Annotated in this window: 21 protein-coding genes; 9 read left to right on the forward strand and 12 right to left on the reverse strand. The window is 69.2% G+C overall.

What is annotated here, in order from left to right; genetic code table 11:
* Nucleotide 1: 1 nt before the first annotated feature.
* The 9 genes from NUG20_RS10620 to NUG20_RS10660 form a co-directional block, all read right to left on the reverse strand.
* Nucleotides 2-1,120 (reverse strand): flagellar basal body P-ring protein FlgI, encoded by a 1,119-nt coding sequence (locus tag NUG20_RS10620; protein WP_263398272.1) that lies wholly within the window; start codon nt 1,118-1,120, stop codon nt 2-4.
* 8 nt (nt 1,121-1,128) lie between these two features.
* A complete protein-coding gene (flgH, locus tag NUG20_RS10625) occupies nt 1,129-1,833 on the reverse strand; it encodes a flagellar basal body L-ring protein FlgH (RefSeq protein ID WP_263398273.1) in 705 nt (234 codons plus the stop codon).
* Between the two features lie 23 nt (nt 1,834-1,856).
* A complete protein-coding gene (gene flgG / locus NUG20_RS10630; protein WP_263398274.1) occupies nt 1,857-2,642 on the reverse strand; it encodes a flagellar basal-body rod protein FlgG in 786 nt (261 codons plus the stop codon).
* A 107-nt stretch (nt 2,643-2,749) separates the two neighbouring features.
* Nucleotides 2,750-3,505, reverse strand: a complete 756-nt coding sequence (locus NUG20_RS10635) for a flagellar basal-body rod protein FlgF (RefSeq protein WP_263398275.1) — start codon at nt 3,503-3,505, stop codon at nt 2,750-2,752.
* A gap of 149 nt (nt 3,506-3,654) precedes the next feature.
* Complete coding sequence (flgE, locus tag NUG20_RS10640) at nt 3,655-4,878, reverse strand: flagellar hook protein FlgE (protein ID WP_263398276.1); 1,224 nt, start codon at nt 4,876-4,878, stop codon at nt 3,655-3,657.
* 25 nt (nt 4,879-4,903) lie between these two features.
* Complete coding sequence (locus NUG20_RS10645) at nt 4,904-5,575, reverse strand: flagellar hook capping FlgD N-terminal domain-containing protein (protein ID WP_263398277.1); 672 nt, start codon at nt 5,573-5,575, stop codon at nt 4,904-4,906.
* Between the two features lie 41 nt (nt 5,576-5,616).
* Entirely contained in the window at nt 5,617-6,024 is a 408-nt protein-coding gene (gene flgC, locus NUG20_RS10650; RefSeq protein WP_263398278.1) for a flagellar basal body rod protein FlgC, read from the reverse strand.
* 2 nt (nt 6,025-6,026) lie between these two features.
* Nucleotides 6,027-6,428 carry a flagellar basal body rod protein FlgB gene (gene flgB / locus NUG20_RS10655; protein WP_263398279.1) on the reverse strand — a complete coding sequence of 134 codons (402 nt, stop codon included), beginning with the start codon at nt 6,426-6,428 and terminating at the stop codon, nt 6,027-6,029.
* 171 nt (nt 6,429-6,599) lie between these two features.
* Nucleotides 6,600-7,544 carry a chemotaxis protein gene (locus NUG20_RS10660; RefSeq protein ID WP_263398280.1) on the reverse strand — a complete coding sequence of 315 codons (945 nt, stop codon included), beginning with the start codon at nt 7,542-7,544 and terminating at the stop codon, nt 6,600-6,602.
* A gap of 363 nt (nt 7,545-7,907) precedes the next feature.
* Here NUG20_RS10660 and flgA point away from each other — a divergent pair, with 363 nt between their 5' ends.
* From flgA to NUG20_RS10680, 4 genes are all read left to right on the forward strand, one after another.
* Nucleotides 7,908-8,552, forward strand: a complete 645-nt coding sequence (gene flgA / locus NUG20_RS10665; RefSeq protein WP_263398281.1) for a flagellar basal body P-ring formation chaperone FlgA — start codon at nt 7,908-7,910, stop codon at nt 8,550-8,552.
* A 66-nt stretch (nt 8,553-8,618) separates the two neighbouring features.
* The gene (gene flgM, locus NUG20_RS10670) at nt 8,619-8,936 is read left to right on the forward strand and encodes a flagellar biosynthesis anti-sigma factor FlgM (protein WP_263398282.1); all 318 of its coding nucleotides are present in this window, start codon (nt 8,619-8,621) and stop codon (nt 8,934-8,936) included.
* Nucleotides 8,933-9,277, forward strand: coding sequence for a flagellar protein FlgN (locus tag NUG20_RS10675; protein WP_263398283.1), 345 nt, complete (start codon nt 8,933-8,935; stop codon nt 9,275-9,277). Before flgM ends, NUG20_RS10675 begins: the two co-directional genes overlap by 4 nt.
* A 117-nt stretch (nt 9,278-9,394) precedes the next feature.
* The gene (locus NUG20_RS10680; RefSeq protein WP_263398455.1) at nt 9,395-10,591 is read left to right on the forward strand and encodes an ATP-binding protein; all 1,197 of its coding nucleotides are present in this window, start codon (nt 9,395-9,397) and stop codon (nt 10,589-10,591) included.
* 137 nt (nt 10,592-10,728) lie between these two features.
* Here NUG20_RS10680 and NUG20_RS10685 read toward each other — a convergent pair whose 3' ends face one another.
* Entirely contained in the window at nt 10,729-12,453 is a 1,725-nt protein-coding gene (locus NUG20_RS10685; RefSeq protein WP_263398284.1) for an EAL domain-containing protein, read from the reverse strand.
* 5 nt (nt 12,454-12,458) lie between these two features.
* Nucleotides 12,459-14,558 (reverse strand): PAS domain-containing sensor histidine kinase, encoded by a 2,100-nt coding sequence (locus NUG20_RS10690; RefSeq protein WP_263398285.1) that lies wholly within the window; start codon nt 14,556-14,558, stop codon nt 12,459-12,461.
* Nucleotides 14,559-14,754: 196 nt separating this feature from the next.
* Here NUG20_RS10690 and NUG20_RS10695 point away from each other — a divergent pair, with 196 nt between their 5' ends.
* From NUG20_RS10695 to NUG20_RS10715, 5 genes are all read left to right on the forward strand, one after another.
* Nucleotides 14,755-17,544: a sensor domain-containing protein gene (locus tag NUG20_RS10695; RefSeq protein ID WP_263398286.1), complete on the forward strand. Its 2,790-nt coding sequence runs from the start codon at nt 14,755-14,757 to the stop codon at nt 17,542-17,544.
* A gap of 300 nt (nt 17,545-17,844) precedes the next feature.
* Nucleotides 17,845-18,507, forward strand: coding sequence for a PA4824 family protein (locus NUG20_RS10700; protein ID WP_263398287.1), 663 nt, complete (start codon nt 17,845-17,847; stop codon nt 18,505-18,507).
* A 76-nt stretch (nt 18,508-18,583) separates the two neighbouring features.
* Nucleotides 18,584-20,338, forward strand: a complete 1,755-nt coding sequence (locus NUG20_RS10705; RefSeq protein ID WP_263398288.1) for an ABC transporter permease — start codon at nt 18,584-18,586, stop codon at nt 20,336-20,338.
* A gap of 20 nt (nt 20,339-20,358) precedes the next feature.
* Entirely contained in the window at nt 20,359-21,678 is a 1,320-nt protein-coding gene (locus NUG20_RS10710; protein WP_263398289.1) for an ABC transporter ATP-binding protein, read from the forward strand.
* A 345-nt stretch (nt 21,679-22,023) separates the two neighbouring features.
* A complete protein-coding gene (locus NUG20_RS10715) occupies nt 22,024-22,995 on the forward strand; it encodes an IS110 family transposase (RefSeq protein WP_263396421.1) in 972 nt (323 codons plus the stop codon).
* 121 nt (nt 22,996-23,116) lie between these two features.
* On the opposite strand, the gene NUG20_RS10720 is transcribed toward NUG20_RS10715, so the two are convergent.
* Nucleotides 23,117-23,428, reverse strand: a complete 312-nt coding sequence (locus NUG20_RS10720) for a hypothetical protein (RefSeq protein WP_263398290.1) — start codon at nt 23,426-23,428, stop codon at nt 23,117-23,119.
* Between the last annotated feature and the right edge of the window lie 47 nt (nt 23,429-23,475).

Genomic DNA, 23,475 nt, shown 5'->3' on the forward strand with positions numbered 1-23,475 from the left:
GTCAGATGACCTCTAGCTCCGCGCTCAGCGCGCCGGCCTGCTTGAGTGCTTCCAGGATCGCGATCAGGTCGCCCGGCGCGGCGCCGACTTCGTTGACCGCGCGCACGATCTGGTCCAGCGAGGTGCCGCCCTCGAACTTGAACATGCGGCTGCCTTCGTTGGTGGCGGTGATGGTCGACTTCGGCGCGACCACGGTCTGGCCGTTGCTCAGCGCGTTGGGCTGGCTGACCTGGCTGCCTTCGCTGATGGTGACGGTCAGCGAGCCGTGCGAGATCGCCGCCGGGCTGACCCGCACCTGCGCGCCGATCACCACGGTGCCGGTGCGGGCGTTGACCACCACCTTGGCCGCCGCCGCGCCCGGCGACAGCTCGATGTTCTCGATCCGCGCCAGCAGGCCGACGCGCGCGCCGGGGTCGGTCGGCGAGCGCACCGCGACGGTGGCGCCGTCAACCGCATGCGCGCTGCCCGGGCCGAACGCGTTCTCCAGCGCCGCGACCATCCGCGACACCGTGGTGAAATCGTTCTGGTGCAGGTTCAGGGTGATCTCGTTGCTGCCGCCGAACACGTCCGGCAGTGCGCGCTCCACCGTGGCGCCGTTGGGAATGCGGCCGACGCTGGGCACGTTCACCGAAATCCGCGAGCCGTCCTTGCCCTGCGCGCCGAAGCCGCCGACGATCAGGCTGCCTTGGGCGATTGCGTAGACCTGGCCGTCGGCGCCCTTCAGCGGCGCCATCAGCAGCGAGCCGCCGCGCAGCGAGACCGCGTTGCCGATCGAGGAGACGGTGATGTCGATCGGCTGGCCGGGCTTGGCGAACGGCGGCAGTTCGGCGTGGATCGCCACCGCGGCCACGTTCTTCAGCTGCGGATTGACGTTCGACGGAACATTGACGCCCAGCTCGCCGAGCATGTTCTTCAGGCTCTGCACGGTGAAGGGTGCCTGGCTGGTGCGGTCGCCGCTGCCGTCCAAGCCGACCACCAGGCCGTAGCCGACCAGCGCGTTGCCGCGCACGCCGCCGACCTGGGCCAGGTCCTTGATGCGTTCGGCGGCGGCCGGGGCGGCCAGGCCGACACACAGCGCGAACGCGGCGAGCAGGCGGCAGGGCAGGGACGAAAGATTCATGGCAGGCCTCAGTACGGCGAGATGCGCGAGTTGAAGAAGCGGCTCAGCCAGCCCATCGCGTTGGATTGGGCGACGGCGCCGCGGCCGCCGTAGGCGATGCGCGCGTCGGCGACCTTGCTGGAAGGAATGGTGTTGTCCGGGGCGATGTCGGCGGCGCGGACGATGCCTTGCACCTGCACCAGTTCGTCGCCCTGGTTCAGACGCAGGTTCTTCTGCCCCTGGATCACCAGGTTGCCGTTGGGCAGGCGCTGCATCACGGTCACGGTGATGCTGCCCTGCATGGTGTTGCTCTGCGCGGTGTTGCCCTTGCCGGCGAAGCTGCGGTCGCCGCTGGTGGAGTTGTTGAGCACGTTGATGCCGTTGACCGTCAGCGGCGCGCCGAGCAGGGTCGGCGTGGCCATCGTCACCGCGTCCTTCTTGGTGATGCTGGTGTTGGCGGTGGTGCTGGCGTTGGTGCTTTCGACCAGGGTGATGGTCAGCAGGTCGCCGACATCGCGGGCGCGCCGGTCCGAATACAGCGACAGGCTTGGGCCGGCGGCATAGATCGCGCCGGCGCTGGGCTGTGCGGCCTGCGCCACCACCGGCACGATCGGCGCCATCGGCGCATACGGGCGCACATCGCCGGCGGCGATGCCCAGGCTGGTGCAGCCGCCGAGCAGCGCCGGCAGGAGCAGCGCGGCGGTGACGAGAGAGAGAGAGGACAGACGCGACATGGCGGTTTCCAGGAAAGTCGGGATCAGACGTTGTTGTTCAGATAGCCGAGCATCGAATCGGTGGTGGAGATCGCCTTGGCGTTCATCTCGTAGGCGCGCTGGGTCTCGATCATGCTGACCAGCTCCTCGACCACGTTGACGTTGCTGCCTTCCAGCGAGGCCTGCACGGTGGTACCGAGGCCGTTGAGGCCGGGCGTGCCGTTCTGCGCCGGGCCGGAGGCGGCCGTTTCCGCGTACAGGTTCTCGCCCTTGGCCTGCAGGCCCGAGGGGTTGATGAAATCGCTCAGCGTCAACGAACCGATCTCCAGCGCCGCGGCGGTACCGGCGACCTGCACGCTGACCGTGCCATCGGTGCCGATGGTCAGCGACTGCGCGCCTTCCGGGACCTGGATGCCGGGCTGGATCGCATAGCCGCTGTTGGTGACCAGTTCGCCCTGCGCATTGATCTGGAAGCTGCCGTCGCGGGTATAGGCCGAGGTGCCGTCGGGCATCTGCACTTCGAAGAAGCCGCGGCCGTTGACCATCACGTCCAGCGCGCGCCCGGTCTGCTGCGGGTTGCCCTGCTCGAAATCCTTGGAGGTGGAGACCACGCGCACGCCGGTGCCCAGCTGCAGGCCGGACGGCAGTTGGGTCTGCGCCGAAGTCGCGCCGCCGGGCTGACGCACCTGTTGGTACAGCAGGTCCTCGAAGCTGGCGCGGTCGCGCTTGAAGCCGGTGGTGTTGGTGTTGGCCAGGTTGTTGGAGACGACGGACATGCGCGTCTGCTGCGCATCCAGTCCGGTCTTGGCGACCCACAAAGCCTGATTCATGACCCGATTCCTCTAGATGGTGGCCCCGTGATCCGCGAGGGGCAGGGAGACTGATGCATGTGCCGTGCCACAAATGCGCCGGCTTTCCGTCTGCGCCGGCCGCGGGCTTAGCCGTTCAGGCGCAGCATGGTGTTGGCCGACTGCGCGTTCTCGTCGCCGTGCTTGATCACCTTCACCTGCATCTCGAACTGGCGCTGCAGCTGGATCATCTGCACCAGCGCGCCGGCGGCGTCGACATTGCTGCCTTCCAGCGCGCCGGTGTGGACCGGGCTGCCGGCGGACAGGGCGAACGCCTGGGTCGGATCGTCGCTGATGTTGCGCATCAGCCCGTCGGGGCGGCGCTCCAGGCGTTCGGCCGGCGCCTGCACCACCTTCATCTTGCCGACCACGGTCATCGCCTGCGGACCTTCGCCCAGCGGCACGATCGACACGGTGCCGTCGCCGCCGATCTCCAGCGCTTGGTGCGGCGGGATCGCCATCGGATTGCCCTGGTCGTCCAGCACCGCGCGGCCGCTGGAGGTGACCAGCTGGCCGTTCGCGGTCAACGCCAGTTCGCCGCCGCGCGTATACGCCTCCTTGCCATCGCTGGCCTGCACGGCCAGCCAGTTGTCGGCGCTGAGCGAGACGTCCAGCGCATTGCCGGTCACCTGCTGCGCGCCGACGTCGCGGTTGAAGCCCTGGTCGACGTGCAGCGCATCGATCCGCGACGGATAGCCTGCGCCCTGGATGCGGAACGCCTCGGTATTGGCCAGCGCGGCCTTGAAACCGGCGGTGTCGACATTGGCCAGATTGTGCGAGACCGTACCCTGCGCCTGCAGCGAAGCGCGGGCGCCGGTCATGGCGACGTAGAGTGCTTTGTCCATGGATGTGAGCCGTGATTCGGGATGGGGGGATTCGGGATTCGAAGAAGCGGCGGTGCCGCAAACGATCAGGGGTGGCGTGCAAGGCTGGCTTCCGATCGACGGAATGCCAGCCGTTGCGAATCACCAATCCCGAATCACCAATCCCGGCTTTAACGGATATTGATGATGGTCTGCGTGACCTGATCCTGGGTGGAGATCATCTGCGAGTTGGCCTGGAAGTTGCGCTGCGCGACGATCATGTTGACCAGCTGTTCGGTGAGGTCCACGGTCGAGGCTTCGAGCGCGCCGGACTGGATGTCGCCGAAGTCCGAGGTCGACGGCGCGCCGGTGCGCGCATTGCCCGAGGCCGAGCTTTCCGCCCACACGTTGTCGCCGAGCGAGCTCAGCCCCTGCGGGTTGACGAAGTTGGTCATCGCGACCTGGCCCAGCGCCTTGTCGGCGTTGTTGGAGTAGCGCGCGTAGACCACGCCGGTGGCGTCGATGCTGATCGAGTTGAGCTTGCCGCTGGCGTAGCCGTCCTGGCGCGCGTCGCGCAGGGCGAAGGCTTCGCCGTACTGGGTCGAGCCGCTCACGTCCAGGGTCAGGTTGAGGGTGCCGGCGCCGGTGCTCGGGGTGAACGTGCTCAGTGCGATGCGGCCGTCGGCGGGCGTGGTGAGCTTGCCGTTGCCGTCGAACTGCAGCGTGCTCGGCGTGCCGACCGCGACGCCGTCGACGTAGTTGTGCACCTGCCACTGGTTGGCGGTGGCGGTCTTGACGAAATACGAGGTCTGGGTGTGGCTGACGCCCAGCGAATCGTAGACGGTGATGCCGCCGGTGGAGTGGTTGTAGCTGTTGGCGTCGGTCGGGGCGAAGGTGGCCACGGTCGGCACGTTGGCGTTGCCGGGCAGGGTGAACATCAGGTTCACCATTTCGCTCTGCTTGGGCGAGCTGTCGGTGGTCAGCAGCTGCAGGTCGGTCAGCGTGCCGACCGCGAAGCCGTTGCCGTTGGCCGCCGGCGGGAACACCTGCAGCTTGGCGCCCTGCGGGTTGACCACGTAGCCGTCGGCGTCGGTCTGGAAGTTGCCGGCGCGCGAATAGACCTTGGCGCCGTTGCTGGTCATGGTGAAGAAGCCGTCGCCGGAGATCGCCAGGTCCAGGTTGCGCCCGGTCGGGTCGACGTTGCCCTGCGAGAACTGCTGGGCGACGTTGCTGACCCGCACGCCGGCGCCGATCGCGTTGCGCGCGATGCCGTAGCCGGTGGCGGAGAACAGGTCGGCGAACTCGGCGCGCGATTCCTTGAAGCCGGTGGTGTTGACGTTGGCGATGTTGTTGGCGGTGACGTTGAGGTCGGAATTGGCCGCTTTGATGCCGGACAGCGAAGTGTTGAAACCCATGATGGACTCCTGTGGATTGGCCGGCTCAGCTGACGCGGAGCACGTTGGCGAGCGGGGCGGTGCCCAGCCCGGTCAGGTCGAGGTAGATGCCGTCGGAGCCGATGGTGGCGCTCTCGACCGGGGCCTGGATGTAGGTGGACAGCGTGCTGTTGGTACCGCTGCTGTCGGTATGCGTGGCGGTGACGCTGTACTTGCCGGCGGCCTGGCGGATGCCGTTGGTATCGGTGCCGTCCCAGCTGAAATTGACCTCGCCGGCCTTGCTGGCGTTGACGCTGATCTGCTTGACCGCGTTGCCGTTGGCGTCGCTGACGGTGAGGTTGACGATGCCCGCGCCGGGCGCGGCGATCACGCCGTTGACGCCGCCCTCGGCGCCCAGCGGCATCGTCGCCGACGGCACCAGCACCTTGTGCCCGACCAGCTGGGCGCCGCGCAGGATCTGGTCGGTGCTCATCGAATCGGACAGCGCGGTCACGGTCTTGTTGAGGTCGCCGATGCCCTGCACGGTGGACAGCTGCGCCATCTGCGAGACCATCTGGCTGTTGTCCATCGGCTTGAGCGGGTCCTGGTGCTGCAACTGCTCGGTCATCAGCTTCAGGAAGTCGGCCTGGTTCAGCGACGCCGACTTGGAGGCGGTGTTGCTGGTGCTGGAGCCGGTCAGCCCGAGGCTGGAATAGATGTCGCTGGAAACGGTACTCATCAGTACGTCCTAGGCCGGGAAGCGGCGGGAGGGAGGGGCGCTTAGCGGCCCATGGTCAAGGTGGACAACGCCAGTTCCTTGGCGGTGTTGAGGATTTCCACGCCTGCCTGGTAATTGCGCGAGGCGGAGATCAGGTTGACCATCTGCGCCACCGGATCCACGTCCGGCGAGTAGATGTAGCCGTCGGCATCGGCGAGCGGGTGGCCGGGCTCGTAGCGCTTGAGCGGCGGATCCTTGCTCTGGGCGATTTCCTTGACGTTGACCGAGGTCAGGCTGCTGTCGTGCGGGTTGCGCACCGCCTGGAAGATCGGTTCGATCGGCTTGTAGGCGGCCTCGGCCGAGCCGGCCACCGAGTCGGCGTTGGCCAGGTTGCTGGCGATGGTGCTCAGTCGCACCGACTGCGCCTGCAGCGCGGAGCCGGCGACATCGAAGATCGGCAGATTGCTCATGCTTATTGGCCTGTGATCGCGGTGAGCATGCTGCGCACCTTGGATTCGACGAAGCTCAGCGAGGCGCGGTATTCCAGCGCGGCGCGGCCGTAGGCGGCGCGCTCGGCGTCCGCATCGACGGTGTTGCCGTCGAGGCTGGGCTGGCTGGCCTGGCGGGTGAGCTGGAACGGATTGAGGCCGGTGGCGCCGCCGACCGCGAGGTGGCGGCTGTCGGTGACCGCCATCTGGCTGCCGTCGCGCTGGCCCTGCGCGGCGCGCATGGCCGCGTCGAAGTCCAGGTCCTGGGCCTTGTAGCCGGGCGTGTCGACGTTGCTGAGGTTGCTGGCGATCAGCTTCATCCGTTGCTCGCGCAGCGGCAGGGCGTCGCCGTGGACCCCCAGGTAGGATGAAATCAGATTGGACATGGCGCGCTCCCGCGGTTCGTTGCAGGAGAACAGGCAAGGCCTGTGCCAAAACCGGGGACCAACGCGCCGGGCGGGGTGGGATCACCCGCTTTCCGGCATGCCACAGGGCCGGGGCGGCGCTGCTGCGGCGCCCCAGGCAGGCTCCCGGCGTCGCGCCGGGGCCGCGGAGAACTAGGCGGCCTGGGCCGCGGCGACCACCCGCAACCGCGCCAGCACGTAGTCGGCCAGCTCGTGCGGGCTGTACTTGGCGACGAAGGCGTTGGCGCCGACGCGCTCGACCATGGCGTTGTTGAACACGCCCGACAGCGAGGTGTGCAGCAGCACGTACAGGCCGGCCAGGCCGGGGTGGCGCCGGATTTCCGTCGTCAGCGTGTAGCCGTCCATCGCCGGCATCTCGATGTCGGAGATCACCATGGCGTAGCGGTCGGCCGGATTCTCGCCGCCGGCGTGGATCTGCAAGAGATGGTCCAGGGCCTGGCGGCCGTCGGACAGCAGGGTCGCGCCGACCCCGAGCTGGTCGAGCACGCTGCGGATCTGCTGCCGGGCCACGCGCGAGTCGTCCACCACCAGCACCTGCAGCTGCGAACCGGTGAGCGCCAGCGACGGGTCGATCTGCGCCTCCACCCGGGTCTGGGCGATGTCGGCGAGCACGCTTTCCACGTCGATGACCTGGATCAGCTCGCCCTGGAAGCGGGTCACCGCGGTCAGGTAGCTGGATTCGGCGCCCAGTTCCGGCGGCGGATGGATGTCCTCCACCGCGATGTTGACGATGCGCTCCACGCCGCTGACCAGGAAGCCCTGGACCGAACGGTTGAACTCGGTGACCACCAGGTAGCCGGGCGCCTTGTCGGCCTGCGTCTCGCGCTCCGGGTGGCCGATCGCCAGGCCCAGGTCGAGCACCGGCACCGAACGGCCGCGGACGTCGGCGACGCCGGAGAATTGCAGTGGCAGCCCTGGCACCTGGAACAGATCCGGACGGCGCAGCACTTCCTGCACCTTGAAGACGTTCACGCCAAAAAGCTGACGACCGCCCAGCCGGAACAGCAGCAGGGCAAGCCGGTTGTGGCCCGCCAAGCGGGTGCGCTGGTCGATTCGGTTGAGCAGGTCATGAGACATGGCGTTCATATCGGCGCATTCGCGGCGGAACTTGAGGCCTAACTCCTCAGGAGCTGTCGACGCGATGGCGATGGCCCCGCTGCGCCTGACGCGTGCGCGCAGGGCAACGTATAGGGAAGGTGTGTCCGAAGCGGTCGGTGACGATGCTGATTTGTCCCGTCCAAGCGCAACCCGCAAGTCGCCGCGCCGTCCGCGCAGGGCTTGGCGCGAGGCCAGGACCGGCGGCCAGCCGCGCCATGGGGCCCGGCACGGCCGCACCGCAGCGTGCCTAGCCCCGTCGCCAGGCTTTCGGAGCGCCGATACGTCGATCGCGGCACGGGCTTTGCATGAGGTTTGGCGAATCATCCATTTTGAGAGATGGCCATGCGCCTGATCCTGTTAGTGGTCCTGCTGGCGGCGCTGCCGGCCTGGGCCGCGGAATTCCAACCGGTCGACTCGATCCGCGCCGCGGCGCTGTCTACGCTCGGGCCCGATGCCACGGCCGAGGCGACGCTGGATCCGTCGGTGCGGGTGCCGCTGTGCCCGGTGCCGTTGCAGGCGCAGCCCACCGGCACCACCACGGTGGAGGTGAGCTGCCCGCGCGAGGCCGGCTGGCGCCTGTTCGTGCCGGTCAAGGTGCGGCGCCTGCAGGACGTGCTGGTCCTGAGCCGCGGCCTGGCGGCTGGAGAGACCGTCGGGGCCGCCGATATGGTGTCGGAGAAGCGCGACGTGGCGCGGATCGTCGGTGCGGCCATGACCGATCCGGCGGTGGCGATCGGCCGGGTGGTGCGGCGCACGCTGCCGGCCGGTACGCTGCTGTCGGCCAGCGATCTGGTCGCGCAGCGGCTGGTGCGGCGCGGCGACAATGTGGCGCTGGTGGCGCGCAGCGGGGCGCTGGAAGTGCGGATGGCGGGCCGCGCGCTCAGCGACGGCGGCGAAAACGAGCGGGTGACCGTCGAGAACCTGTCGTCACGCCGCGTCGTTCATGGAACTGTGTCACAAAATGGCGACGTTTTAGTGACGCGCTGAGATCCGGCCTAAAGTTCCGTGGGGTAACGCCGTTACCTACACCGAACCCGTAACAGGATTTCCGCCATGAGCCAGAAAATCGAGGGGAGCCTGCCCAGCCAGGCGGCGCTCCGCACCACCTCCGTCAACACCAAGGCCGCCTCCGGCGCGTCCGAGGAAGGACAGGCACGCCCGGTGGATGCCACGGCCGCTGCCGACAGCCTGCGCCTGACCGGCGAGGCGTCCGGCCTGCAGACCTTGCAGCGCGAGCTGTCGACCGCGCCGGCGGTGGACAACAGCCGCGTCGAGTCGGTGCGCGCCGCATTGCAGAACGGCAGCTACAAGATCAATCCCGACGCCATCGCCAGCCGTATGCTCGACCTGGACCAGCAGCTCAGCGCATGAACACCTCCGTGACCAACCCCTTGCAACAGCTCAGCGACGCGCTCGCCGGCGAACGGCAGGCCTTGTTGGATCACAACGTGGAGGAACTGATGCGGGCGACCAGCGACAAGCTGGCCGCGCTGCGCGCGCTGGAGGCCGACGTGCCGGCCGGTGCCGAGGCCGAGTCGCGGCTGCGCGAACTGGCCGACGCCAACCGCGCCAACGGCGCGCTGCTGTCGCGGCGGCGGCGCGAAGTGAACTGGGCGCTGCGTCACCTGGGCCGCAGCGAGAGCGCCTCGTCCTACGATGCCAACGGCCAGTCCAGCAGCCTGCGGACCAGCCGGCACCTGGCGATCGCCTGAGCATCGCGTGCCGGCTTGGCCGGCGTCGCACCTGACCAGGGCATCGGCGTATATTGAGCGTCCGCTCGTTACCCGTTGCCTGTCGTGAATCTCGCCGATCCCGATTACACCGCTGCGGTGCCATTGCCTTCGCGCACAAGCCTGCTCGCGCTCAGCGAGCTGATCGACGAAGGACTGGTGCTGTTCCGCGCCGATGGCCGCCTGCTGCTGGCCAACCGCGCCGCGCGCGGCCACCTGTGCAATGCCGACACCGTCGACGACCGTGCGCTGGGCGAACGCCTGGCGCAGTGGCTGCCCGACGATGCGCGCTCGCAGGCGCGCAGCAGCGGCCGCTGGAGCGGCAGCCTGCCGACCGAGGAGCACGTGGTGCTGGCGCACCTGTATTTCCATGGCGATGGCGACGACGGCCACTACCTGGCGCTGATCCAGGGCATCGAAGGCCAGCAGGACTACGAACAGGAATTGCAGCAGCGCCACGCCGAACTGCGCCAGGCCTACCTGCGCCTCAACGGCGCACAGGAAAAGCTGCTGCAGTCGGAGAAGATGGCCTCCATCGGCCAGCTTGCCGCCGGTGTCGCGCACGAGATCAACAACCCGATCGGCTACGTGCACTCCAACCTGGGCAGCCTGCAGGAATACCTGCGCAGCCTGTTCACCCTGATCGAGGCCTACGAACGCGCCCTGCGCGCGCCGGACCCGAAGGCGCTGATCCCCGAGATCGACGACATCCGCAACCGCTTCGACATCGACTTCATCAGCCGCGACCTGCCGCAGCTGATGGCCGAGTCGCGCGAGGGCATCGAGCGGGTGACGCGCATCGTGCGCGACCTCAAGGATTTCTCGTACTCCGGCCGCGAGGAATCGTGGAAGCTGGTGGACCTGCATTCCGGGCTCGAATCCACGATCAACATCATCTGGAACGAGCTCAAGTACAAGGTCACGCTGGACCGCCACTACGGCAACCTGCCGCTGGTCGAGTGCCTGCCGTCCGAGCTCAACCAGGTGTACATGAACCTGCTGCTCAACGCCGGTCAGGCGATCGGCGAGCGCGGCACCATCGTGGTCAGCACCGGCCAGGACGGCGAGGACGTGTGGATCGAGTTCAAGGACTCCGGCGCCGGGATCCCGGCGGACCTGCTGCAGCGCATCTTCGACCCGTTCTTCACCACCAAGCCGGTCGGCAGCGGCACCGGCCTGGGCCTGTCGATCTCCTACGGCATCATCAACAAGCACCACGGCCGCATCGACGTGACCAGCACCGTCGGCGAGGGCTCAAGCTTCAGGATCGTGATTCCGGTGCGGCAGCCGAAGTAGTTGCCGGGATTTGGGATTCGGGATTGGGGATTCGCAAGAGCGGTTTTGCGCTTGCTGTTCCAGTCCGTGCGTGTCGAGGAGGGGCAGGAATCGCTGCTTTTGCCAATCCCTAATCCCGAATGCCCAATCCCGGCCCCTCAGGGCCCCGCATCCCGCCGCTGCTCGTCATGCGTGCGGAACGCCTGGCGGATGTGCTCGCGTAGTTCGTCGTCGTTCCAGGGCTTGGTCAGGAAGCGGTAGATTGCGCCGCGGTTGATCGCGTCGGTGACGGTGGCCAGGTCGGTGTAGCCGGACAGCACCAGGCGGATGGTGTCCGGGTAGAGCATCTTCACCCGGCCCAGGAACTCGGTGCCGCTCATGTCGGACATGCGCTGGTCGGACAGGATCACCTGCACGTCGTTGGTGGCCAGCAGGTCGAAGGCGTCGCGCACGTTGCCGGCGGCCAGGATCCGGTAGCCGTCGCGGCGGAACAGGCGCACCAGCGAGCGCAGCACGTTCTCCTCGTCGTCGAGCAGCAGCAGGGTGCGGTCCGGGCGGGTCTCGGTGAACGATTCCGGGCGCAGGTAGCGGCGCCGCAGCGCCATGCCGGCGGCCTCGGCCGACATCGGCTCGCCGAACAGGTAGCCCTGGAAGATGTCGCAGTCGTTGCGGCGCAGGAAGCCCAGCTGCGCCTGCGACTCCACGCCGTTGGCGATCACCACCATGCCCAGCTGGTGGCCCATGGCGATGATGGCGCGGGCGATCGCCGCCTCGCGGTTGCCGGCCGGCGCGCTCTTGATGAAGCTGCGGTCGATCTTCAGCTTGTCCACCGGATAGCGCACCAGCGCGCTGAGGCTGGAATCGCCGGTGCCGAAGTTGTCCAGGCTCAGACTGATGCCTTCGCGGCACAGGTTGGCCAGGGTCTCGTGGACGAAGTTGACGTTGTTGGTCAGCGCGCTTTCGTTGATCTCCAGCACCATCATCTGCGGCGGCACCCCGGCCGCCTGCAGCGCCGACATCACTTCGTTGAAGAAGGTCGGGCGCAGCAGCTGCAGGGTGGAGACGTTGACCGCGATGGTGAAGTCGTCGAAGCCCTGGTCGCGCCACAGCCGCGCCTGGCGCAGCGCGCCTTCCATCACCCAGGTGCCGATCTGCACGATCACGCCCAGCCGCTCGGCGGTGCGCATGAAGCGCTCCGGCACCAGGATGCCCAGCGTCGGCGACTGCCAGCGCAGCAGCGATTCCATGCCGACCACGCGGCCGTCGCGGGCGCTGACCATCGGCTGGTAGCGCAGGCGCAGCTCGCCGTTGGGGATCGCATCGACGATCTGCCGCGAGATGATGCTCTCGCTGTGCGCGCTGGGCGGGCCGTCGGCCGCGTACAGGCGCACCATGTTGCCGCCTTCGCGCGCGGCCTGGTAGACCGCGTCCTCGGCATAGTCGAGCAGCGTGGACAGCCGCGTGGAGTGTTCCGGGCACAGGCTCACGCCGATCTTGCCGGTCATGAACAAGGTGTACGGCAGCACCGACAGCGGCAGTTCGATCTGCTGCCGGATCTCCTCGGCGAAGGCCTCCGGCGGCGGCACGTCGGCGGTGCGCGGCACCGCCATGACCAGCTCGTCGCTGCCGTGGCGCCACAGCAGCCCGCGCCCGCCCAGGTGCGCCTGCAGCCGGTGCGCCAGCAGCGCCAGCGCGTGGTCGCCCACTTCCGCGCTCATGTTCTCGTTGATCGAGGCGAAGTGGTCGATATCGATGTGCAGCAGCATCACGCCCGGGCCGCCGGCCAGCGCCTCGGCGATCATGCCGGTCAGCGCCGGATGGCCGGCGCCCAGGCGCGACGGCAGTTCGTCGTCAGGCGGCACGGGGACAGCGGGATTCCACATTCGTGTCAGGGTCCAGGTGGGTGCGTCGGCGTCGCCGCCGTGGTGTAGGGCAGGCACAGCGTCACCCGCGTGCCGGCGCCGGGCGCGGTATCGATCTGCAGGGTACCGCCTGCGCTCTGCGCGCGCTCGCGCATCACGATCAGGCCCAGCCCGCGCGGTCCGGCCGGATCGAAGCCGTCGCCGTCGTCGACCACCTCCAGGCGCAGCTGCCGGTGCTGCTCGTCGCTCAGCGCCATGCGCACTTCTCCAGCGCAGGCATGCCGCAGCACGTTGGTCAGGCTTTCCTGGGCGATGCGGAAGCAGGCCTGCTCGACCTCGCCGCTGGGCCGCGCGGGCAGGGTGGCGATGTCCAGCTGCAGGCGCACCGGCGAGGCGCGGAACAGCATCCCGGCCTGCCAGCGCAATGCCGCTTCCAGGCCGAGCGCGTCCAGCTGCGGCGGGCGCAGCAGGGTCGACAGGTTGCGAAGCTTGGTGATGCTGCTGTCGGCCAACTGCACGATCTCGTTGAGGTCCTCGCGGCGGCGCTCGGCGTCGGCCTCGTCCAGCGCCGCGTGCGCGGACAGCTTCATCGCGGTGATCGCCTGGCCGATGTCGTCGTGCAGGTCGCGCGAGATCGCGCGGCGTTCGTCCTCCTGCAGCGAGAACAGCCGCCGCGCCATCGCCTGCAGCTCGCGGTTGCTCAGCGCCAGCGCGTCGCGCATGCGCTCGGGTTCGCTCAGGTCGCGCACGATCAGCAGCTTGCAGTCGCGGCCGCTGTAGCGCACGTTGCCGAACGACAGCCCGGCGTGGAACAGCGAGCCGTCGCGGCGGCGCATGCGCGCCGCGGCGCCGCGCTCGCCCCTGTCGCCGGCATCGCGCATCTGCTCGCGCACCTGTTGCAGGTCGCTGGCGTGAACCAGCCCCTGCAACGGTTCGCCGAGCAGGTTCTCGCCCTCGTGGCCGAACTGCCCGGCGCAGGCCGCGTTGGCGTACAGCACGTGTTCCTGGTGCAGGATCGCCACCCCGTCGGGCAGCACCCGCACCAGTTCGCGGAACTGTTCCTCGCGTTCGTGCAGCAGGCGCCGCGAACGCTCGTGCTCGGTCACGTCCTGCAGGGTGCCGCGCACGCAGGCCGCGCCGGCGTCGTCGCAGGCGGTTTCGGCGCGCAGATGCAGCATCCGCGCTTGGCCGTCGGCGGCCAGCACCGGCAGCAGCATGTCCAGCTGCACCGGCGCCGGGCCGCACAGTTCCTCGAGCATGCGCTGGATGCGCGCCTGCGAGGCCAGGTCGGCCGGGACCAGCAGTTCTTCCAGGCGATGCTCGCGCGCCTGCTCCGGCACGCGCCGGCCGAGCATCCGGTAGACCTGGTCCGAATAGCGGCCCAGGCCGCTGCCCGGATCCAGCTCCCAGGAGCCGAGGCGGGCGATCGCCTGCGCCTCTTCCAGCCGTTGCAGGGCTTGGTCGCGGCGCTGCTGCGCCTGGTGCTCGGCGCTGCGGTCGCTGATCACCACCAGCCGCGCGTCGCGGCCGCGGTAGTCCAGGCCGGTGCTGCGCGACTCGACCATGCGCTGGCTGCCATCGCGCAGGCGCAGCGGCTCGGCCACCACGCAGACCTTGGATGGCGTGTCGCGGATGGCCTGGATCACCTCGCGCATGCGCGCGGCCGCGTCCGCCGGCCACAGCCGCTCCAGTTCCATGCCGATGAATTGGTCGTGCGTCCAGCCGAAGAAGGCCACCGCCGCCGGATTGACGTCGGCGATCCGCAGGGTTTCCAGGTCGTAGACCAGCATCGGGCTGGGATTGGCCTGGAACATCTGCCGGTAGCCGGCCTCGGACAGCGCCAGCCGCGCGTGCACCTGCAACGCCCCGCGCACCAGCGGGCGCAGCAGCAAGTACAGGGCGATGGCGGTCAGCAACAGGAACACCGCATCGTTGAGCAGGTTCAGCAGGGCCAGGGTCCGCGGGTCGTTCACGAATCGGGCCAGCAGCAGGTCGCTGCCCAGCGACCAGGCCAGGCCCAGCAGCAGGTACAGCAGCGCGGTCCGCCAGATGCCGCGGTCCAGCCGTTGCGCCAGGCGCATGTCCGAGGACGGGTGGGGCGGGGGGAGATCGAGTTGTGGTTGCATGCCCCGACAGCCTGGTGCGGCGGTATTCGTCCACTGCCATCTTAGCGGCAAGCGCTCGCCGCGGCCCACCGGCGGGCCGGCCCGCCAGGCCGGCGCAGCGGCATCCGGCCCCCCTCGCGCTCAACTAATGGCGCCAGGTGCCGTTATCTCCTTCGTCCGCCGGCCTCAGCGCGGTAGAAAAACGGAGCACTTCGGCGTGGATCAAGGCGTCATCGCAAGCTTGCTGCAGCATCCGCTCACCTCGGCTGTGGTCCTGTTGGACGCCGAAGGGCGGCCGCTGGCCGCGAACCGGGCCGCGCAGGCGCTGGAGCTGCCGCGCACCGTGGAGGCGTATGCCGAGCTGATGCGCGACGTGCGCGAGCGCCTGCTCGATGGCGAGGGCATGCTCGCCTGTGCCTTGCCCGGCACCGCCGGGCGGCGCCTGGACGGCTGGCTGCGCGCGGTCCGCGACGATGCCGGCGCGTTGTTGGCCTACACCCTGAGCGTGCCCGAGCCGGTCGACGGCAACGGCGCCACGCGCTGGGAAATCGCCCTGGACAGCGCCGAACACGGCCTGTGGGACTGGGATATCCCCAGCGACACGATCTTCCGTTCCGAGCGCTGGAAGCAGATGCTCGGCTACACCGGCGACGCGCCGGACTACGGGCTCAACACGTTGCTGCCGCTGGTCCACAGCGAGGACCAGACGCGCCTGCGCGAGGCGATCCGCGCCCATTTCGAAGGCCGCACGGCGACCTACGTCTGCGAATTCAGGCTGCGCCAGCAGGACGGTCAGTGGCGCTGGATCCTGGACCGCGGCCGCATCGTCGCGCGCACCGCCGACGGCAGCCCGCTGCGCATGGTCGGCACGCATACCGACATTCACGAGCAGAAGCTGCTCGAACAGCGCCTGCGCGACCAGCAGACCCTGCTGCGCGAGGCGCAGCGCATGACCCGCATGGGCAGCTGGTCGTGGGATCCGCTGCAGAACCGGATCTGGTGGTCGCGCGAGTTCCTGAGCGTGACCGGGCTGGCCGAGGACCAGGTGCCGAGCGGCCGCGGCTGGCTGCGCCTGCTCAGCCGCGAGTCGGCCGCGCAGGTGATCGCCATCTGGCGGCGCATGCAGCGCGACGGCAAGCAGGCCAACTTCGAGGTCGAGCTGATACGCGGCAGCGAAGCGCCGCTGCACCTGCGGGTCTGGGCGCAGCCGCAGCCGGAAGCAGACGGCCGCATCCAGCGCGTGCTCGGCCAGGTGCAGAACATCACCGAACAGCGCCAGACCGATGCGCTGATCCGCTGGCGCACCGAACTGCTCAATCGCGTCTCGGCGCTGGGCAAGATCGGCGGCTGCGAGATCGAGGTCGGCACCCGGCGCATGCAGTGGACCGAGGAGTGCTATCGCATCCACGGCCTGCGCAAGGAAAACATCGACCTGGACCATGCGCTGGCGCTGTACACCCAGGACTCGCGCGACGCGTTCGAGGCGGCACTGGTGCGGATCGCCCATGGCGGGCTGCCGGAGCAGCTGGACCTGTGCTTCCACCGCCCGTCCGGGCACCGCGTGTGGGTGCAGGTGCTGATCGAACTGGACGACCGCGACGGCCTGCCGCCGCGCTTCGTGGTGCTGTTCCGCGACATCACCCGCGAACGCGAGGCCAGCGAGCGCATCGAACTACTTGCCCACTACGACCTGCTGACCGGGCTGCCGAACCGGCAGCTGCTGCGCGAGCAGGCCGAGAAGGCGATGCACGACGCGGTGGAGCGCGGCAGCACCCTGGCGATGCTGTTCGTGGACCTGGACGGCTTCAAGAGCATCAACGATTCCTTCGGCCACGCCACCGGCGATGCGCTGCTGAAGCTGGCCGCCACGCGCATGCACCAGCAGCTGCGCACCAGCGACCTGTTCGGGCGCTTCAGCGGCGACGAGTTCGTGGTGGTGCTGCGCGACCTGGCCGAGCCGGGCGATGCCGGCCATGTGGCGCGCAAGCTGATCGCGGCGCTGGCCGAGCCGCTGCACAACGGCGAAAACGTGATCAAGATCGGCGCCAGCATCGGCATCGCCTTGATGGAGGAGGGGCGCCAGGACTTCGACAGCCTGCTGCGCGCCGCCGATGCGGCGATGTACGCGGCCAAGGAATCCGGCCGCAACACCTGCCACTACTACAGCCAGGACGTACTGCTGCGCGCGCAGCGGCGCCTGGAGATCGAGCATGCGCTGCACGGCGCGCTGGACCGCGAGGAGTTCTCGCTGGTGTACCAGCCGCTGGTGCATGCGGCCGGGGAACGCGCGCCGGCGGTCGAGGCGCTGCTGCGCTGGCACCGCCCCGGCCATGGCCACTGCAATCCGGCCGAGTTCATTCCCATCGCTGAGGAATGCGGCGAGATCGTGCGCCTGGGCGACTGGGTGATCAACGAGGCCTGCCGCCAGGCCGCGGCCTGGGACGCGGCGGGGCTGAGCTTCGACCGCATCTCGGTCAACGTCTCGGCGATGCAGCTGCGCGACCGCGGCTTCGCCGAACGGGTGATCGAACTGTGCCTGCGCAACGGCTGGTCGCCGAAGCGGCTGGAACTGGAACTGACCGAGTCGGCGCTGATCCGCGACACCGAGTCGCTGCGCCGCTGCTTCGAGCTGTTCGAGCAGGAAGGCGTGCTGCTGGCGGTGGACGATTTCGGTACCGGCTTCTCCAACCTGCATTACCTCAACCGCTTCCCGGTGCAGCGGCTGAAGATCGACCGCAGCTTCGTGCAGGACATGCTGCACGACAGCGGCACCGCCAAGGTCACCCAGGCGATCGTGCAGCTCGGCCATGCGCTGGGCATGCAGGTGGTGGCCGAGGGCGTGGAAACCGCGCAGGAAGAAACCCTGCTGCGCGAGCAGGGCTGCGACGAGATCCAGGGCTATCTGCACTCGCGGCCGCTGCCGCCGCGCGAACTGGCGGCGTGGTTGCGCGCCCGCCACAGCACGCTGCCGGCGACGCAGCCGCGGCTGGTGCTTGCTGGCCAGTGAACGCCCGTTGCGCGGGCGCACGCCGCGGTGTTGCGGTGCCGCATTTGCTGGCTATACTGCGCGCCGATCGCACCCGGCCAGAGGCCACTTCCTTGGACAGTCACCCTAGACCGACACTGCAGCTGTTGAGCTGACAGGACCGCCAAGGTCTGGGTTCGTCCCAGATGGGTCCCGTCCGCTCAGGACGGGATCGTTCGCCACCGCCGCACCGGCGCTGGCGGCATTTCCGCAGTATGCATGCCCGATCCGCGAGGACATCCGAGCGTCGCCCCTGGCGTTTTCCGCATTCCGGAGCCGCCCATGCATCTGTCGTCGTTGTTGTTGCTGTGCGCCCTGTGCGCGTTGCCGGTCGCGCGCGCGCATGCCGGGGCCAGTCTGTGGGTGGACGACGCCTCGATCACTGCCGCCGGCCACTGCCAAGTGGAATCGTGGTGGCGCGCCGCCGGTGCCGGCGAACTCACCGCCGCCCCCGCCTGCGCCTGGGCGTCGACCGAAGTCGGGCTCACCCTGAGCCATGGCCTGGGCGCTGCCGCCTCCGCGTTCGCGATCGGCGTCAAGCAGTCGCTGCGCGATCCGGAGCAGGGCAGGTGGGGCGCGGCGCTGTCGCTGGAATCGAGCTGGCAGGCGCGTTCGCCGCGCTATGCCGAGAGCACGCTCAACCTGCCGCTGAGCTTCGCCCTGGACCCGCGGCGGCGCACGCTGCTGCACGTCAACCTGGGCTGGTCGCAGCCGCGCGGCGGCGTCGGCAGCGCGCATGCCGGGCTGGGCCTGGAGCGCGCCGCCGGCGGCAACTGGACCTGGCTCGGCGAGTGCTACCGCGAACGCGCCGCAACCTTGACCGAAGCCGGCGCACGCTACGCGTTCAACGGCGCGGCGAGCGTCGACCTGCTGGCCGGGCGCCGCAGCGCCGATCCGGCGCAGAACTGGCTGACGCTCGGCTTGAATGTCGCCTTACCGGACTGAGTCGCCGTCCCACGCTGGTTCCACCATCTCCCCCACCCGCGGCGCATCCGCTGCGCCGTCCTGCCGGAAACGTCCCATGGTGCTATTTCCCCGCGATCGCAATGCGCCCGGCGCCGTCGCCGCACGTCCCGGCGTGCTGCCCAATTTCCACGACCTGGCGGTGTTCGCGCTGCTGCTGGCGCTGGGCGTGCTGCTGCTGCACGGCGCCGCCGACATGCGCGCGCCGCTGCCGCCGCCCGGCACCGCGGCGGTCTCGCTGGACCTGCGGCAGCTGCCCGAATACGGCCTGCGCACCACCTTGCGCATGTTCGCGGCGATGGCCGCCTCGCTGCTGTTCACCTTCGTGGTGGCGACGCTGGCGGCCAAGAGCCGCCGCGCCGAGCGGCTGATCGTGCCGGCGCTGGACATCCTGCAGTCGGTGCCGGTGCTGGGCTTTCTGACCTTCACCGTGACCTTCTTCCTTGGCCTGTTTCCCGGTCGCCAAGTTGGCGCCGAGCTGGCCTCGATCTTCGCCATCTTCACCAGCCAGGCCTGGAACATGGCGTACTCGTTCTACCAGTCGCTGCGCAGCGTGCCGCGCGATCTGGACGAGGTCGCGCGCGGTTTCGGCCTGTCGCCGTGGCAGCGCTTCTGGCGGCTGGAAGCGCCGTACGCGACGCCGGCGCTGATCTGGAACATGATGATGTCGATGTCCGGCGGCTGGTTCTTCGTGGTCGCCTCCGAGGCGATCACGGTCGGCGACCACACCCTGGAACTGCCCGGCATCGGCTCCTACCTGGCGCTGGCGATCGCGCAGCGCGACTTCGCCGCGGTCGGCTGGGCGGTGCTGGCGATGGGCGTGCTGATCGTGCTGTACGACCAGTTGCTGTTCCGTCCCATCGTCGCCTGGTCGGACAAGTTCCGCGCCGAACTCACCGCCTCGCAGGACAAGCCGCAGTCGTGGCTGTACGACCTGTTGCGGCGCACGCGGCTGGCCAAGCGCGCGGTTGCGCCGCTGGCCTGGGTCTGGCAGCGCGCATTGCTGCTGCGTTGGACCCCGCGGCAGGCGCGTCCGCCGGCAGCGGCGGTGCAGGGCGGCCGCGGCAACGTCTGGGGCGACCGGCTGTGGAGCGCGGCGCTGGCGATCGCGGCCGCGGCCGCGGCCTGGTTCGCGTTCGACTACGGCCGCCGCCACCTCGGCCTGCACGACCTGGCCGAGGCGTTCGGCGGCGGCCTGGCCACGCTGGCGCGGGTGGTGGTGCTGATCGCGCTGGCCAGCGTGGTGTGGGTGCCGATCGGCGTGTGGATCGGACTGCGCCCGAAGGTCGCGCAGCGGGTGCAGCCGCTGGCGCAGTTCCTGGCCGCGTTCCCGGCCAACGTGCTGTTTCCGTTCGCGGTGCTGGCGATCGTCGCCACCGGCGCCAACCCGAACATCTGGCTGTCGCCGCTGATGGTGCTGGGCACGCAGTGGTACATCCTGTTCAACGTGATCGCCGGCGCCAGCGCGTTCCCCACCGACTTGCGCGAGGCGGCCACGGTGTACCAGCTGCGCTCGTGGACCTGGTGGCGGCGGGTGATCCTGCCGGGCATCTTCCCGTACTACATCACCGGCGCGTTGACCGCCTCCGGCGGCTCGTGGAACGCCAGCATCGTCGCCGAACTCGCCAACTGGGGCGACACCCAGGTGCAGGCCTACGGGCTCGGCTCCTACATCGCCCGCGCCACCGCCGCCGGCGACGGCGCGCGGGTGCTGCTCGGGGTGGCGGTGATGTCGCTGTTCGTGACCTTCTTCAACCGTGCGGTGTGGCGGCGCCTGTACGCCTTCGCCGAACGCCGCCTGCGCTTCGACTGACGACCACTGGAGAGACGACCATGACCTTTTCCGCAACCGCGCCCGAGCGCGCTCCGCTGGTCCGCGTGCAGGGCGTGCGCAAGAGCTACGACAAGGGCGGGGCGACGCCGCTGGTGGTGCTGGACGACGTGGACCTGACCCTGCATTCGGGCCAGATCGTCGGCCTGCTCGGGCGCTCCGGCTCCGGCAAGTCCACCTTGCTGCGCGCCATCGCCGGGCTGCTGCAGCCCAGCGCCGGCAGCATCGTGTTCCGCGACGCCACGCCGACCCAGGCGATCGACGACATCGCGATGGTGTTCCAGAGCTTCGCGCTGTTCCCGTGGCTGACCGTGCTGCAGAACGTGGAAGTCGGCCTGGAGGCGCGCGGCGTGGCCGCCGACGAACGCCGCCGGCGCGCGCTGGCGGCGATCGACCTGATCGGCCTGGACGGCTACGAGGGCGCCTATCCGAAGGAGCTGTCCGGCGGCATGCGCCAGCGCGTGGGCCTGGCGCGTGCGCTGGTGGTGCGGCCGAAACTGCTGCTGATGGACGAGCCGTTCTCGGCGCTGGACGTGCTGACCGCCGAGACCCTGCGCACCGACCTGCTCGACCTGTGGTCGGAAGGGCGCATGCCGATCGAATCGATCCTGATGGTCACCCACAACATCGAGGAAGCGGTGCTGATGTGCGACCGCATCGTGATCTTCGGCGCCAATCCGGGCCGGGTGATCGGCGAGATCCAGGTGACCCTGCCGCAGCCGCGCAACCGCCTGGCGCCGGCGTTCCGCGCCCTGGTCGACGACATCTACGCGCGCATGACCGCCAGCCCGCAGCGGCCGCAGGTGCGCGAGGGCGTGTTCCCCGGCAGCGGCATCGCGATGGTGCTGCCGCGGGTGTCGAGCAACCTGCTGGCCGGCCTGGTCGAGGCGGTGGCGGCCGAGCCCTACCATGGCCGCGCCGACCTGCCGCCGCTGGCCGCCGGCCTGCAGCTGGAAGTAGACGAGCTGTTCCCGATCGCCGAGACCCTGCAGTTGCTGCGCTTGGCGGTGTTCGAGCAGGGCGACCTGCAGCTGACCCCGGCCGGGCAGCGCTTCGCCGAACTCGGCACCGACGCGCGCAAGCAACTGTTCGCCCAGCACCTGGCCACCTACGTGCCGCTGGCCGCGCACATCCGCCGCGTGCTCGACGAACGCCCGACCCACCACGCCCCTGCGCGGCGCTTCCGCGACGAGCTGGAAGACCACATGTCCGAGGACTACGCGGCGGAAACCGTGCAGGCGGTGACCAGCTGGGCGCGCTACGCCGAATACTTCGCCTACGACAAGCAGGCGGACCTGTTCTCGCTGGAGAACCCCAGCTAGCGCGTCGCATCGATTGGCAAACGACGACGGCACCTTGTAGGAGCGGCTTCAGCCGCGACCGGGGCGTTCCTGGTAAGGCCCGGTCGCGGCTGAAGCCGCTCCTTGTATCTGGACATGGCGCCCCTGAAGGCGTTATGTCTTCCGACTGATCATCGGGGGAGGTGCGGGAAGTCCAGTCGCTCCTGAAGCTTCGAGCTTGTGCTGTAGATCGGCTCCCGCCCTCCATCTGCTGGCCCTGTGGTGTCCGCACGGTATCCAGAGTCCGCCGCTGGCGTGAACTCGCATCCACAAGGCAGGACCGGGCGCAGCGATGATCGTGATCACCCATCCGATGGAGGAGTCCTTATGTCCCCAGTCGTCGGCATTGACGTCGCCAAGCGCAGTTTCGATCTGGCCATCGACCTGGCCAACGGCAAGTACCGCACCAAGGCCAAGCTTCCCAACGATCCGAAGGGCTTCCAGGCCCTGCACGCGTGGCTGCAGACGCACGCGCAGGCGGACAGCTGGATCGTGATGGAAGCCACCGGCACCTACCACGAGGCGCTAGCCGAGTTCGTGCATGGGTTGGGCTACCGCGTGTGCGTACTCAACCCAGCGCAGATGGCGCTGTATGCACGCAGCCAGCTGACCCGGGTCAAGACCGACCGCAGCGATGCCAAGCTGATCGCCAGCTACGGCCAGCGCCATGCGGCGCAGCTGCGGCCCTGGCAGCCCGACCCGCCGGCGCTCAAGCAGCTCAAGGCGCTGGTGCGGCGCCGGGACGACCTGCTGCAAATGCTGCAGATGGAGCGCAACCGCCTGGACGTGGCCGCGCCGGTGGTGCGCGACTCGCTCCTGGAGAACATCGGCCAGTTGCAGGCGCGCATCGCGCAGATTGAACGGGCCATCGACGACCAGATCGACCAGGACCCGACCTTGCGCGGGCAGCGCGACCTGCTGGTGAGCATCGATGGGATCGCCGACACCAGCGCGGCGTTGATGCTGGCCGAACTTGGCAATGTGGAGCGCTTCGCCCACGCCTCGGCGGTGACCGCCTTTGCCGGGCTCAACCCCCGGCTGCAGGAGTCCGGCAAGCGCCAGGGCCAGGTCTGCATCTCCCGCACCGGCTCCCCGCGGCTGCGCGCGGGCCTGTACATGCCGGCCCTGGTCGCCATGACCCACAATCCGGTCGTCCGTGCGCTGAAGCAGCGCCTGCGCGAACGCGGCAAAGCCGGCAAGCAAATCGTCTGCGCCGCCATGCGCAAGTTGCTGCATCTTGCCTACGGCGTCCTCAAATCAAACACGCCCTTCGATCCTCAAAAGGCCATTGCCTGTTAGACGGGAAGACGGTATCTACAAATTTGTGGCGTTTAGAGAATGTCGAAAAAACCGTCAGCTCGGCAGCCGCGAGAATATCGCGATGCACTCGCGGCGCAGTGCGGCGAACGCGCAGCCGGTTTCAGTCGTTCTCGCAAAGCCCTGCATAGCCAGGCAGCGGCGCCGCCGTGCCGGCCGCGGCGATGCCGCTCCCGCTCAGGCCCATGTCCCAGGCCAGTCCGGCCCAGACCGGATCGGCGATGCCGCCGTGCAGCGCCGCACGCTCGCCGAGCATGCGCCGTAGCTCGCCCTGCGCCCCCGTCTCCAGCTGCCGCAGCGCGCTGCCCGGCCGACGCCGCGTCATGCCGGACGTGGCGCCGCTGTCCGCGACCGCGGCCGAATGCGGCTGGGCGGGCACGGTCTCGTGCGTGGCGTTCGGGTCGTCGCAGGGCATGGCCTCGACTCGGGGCTGGGACTGGAAAGGCATCGACTCGGCCGGGC

It is taken from the genome of Xanthomonas sp. CFBP 8443, from assembly GCF_025666195.1.
Classification (GTDB): Bacteria; Pseudomonadota; Gammaproteobacteria; order Xanthomonadales; family Xanthomonadaceae; genus Xanthomonas_A.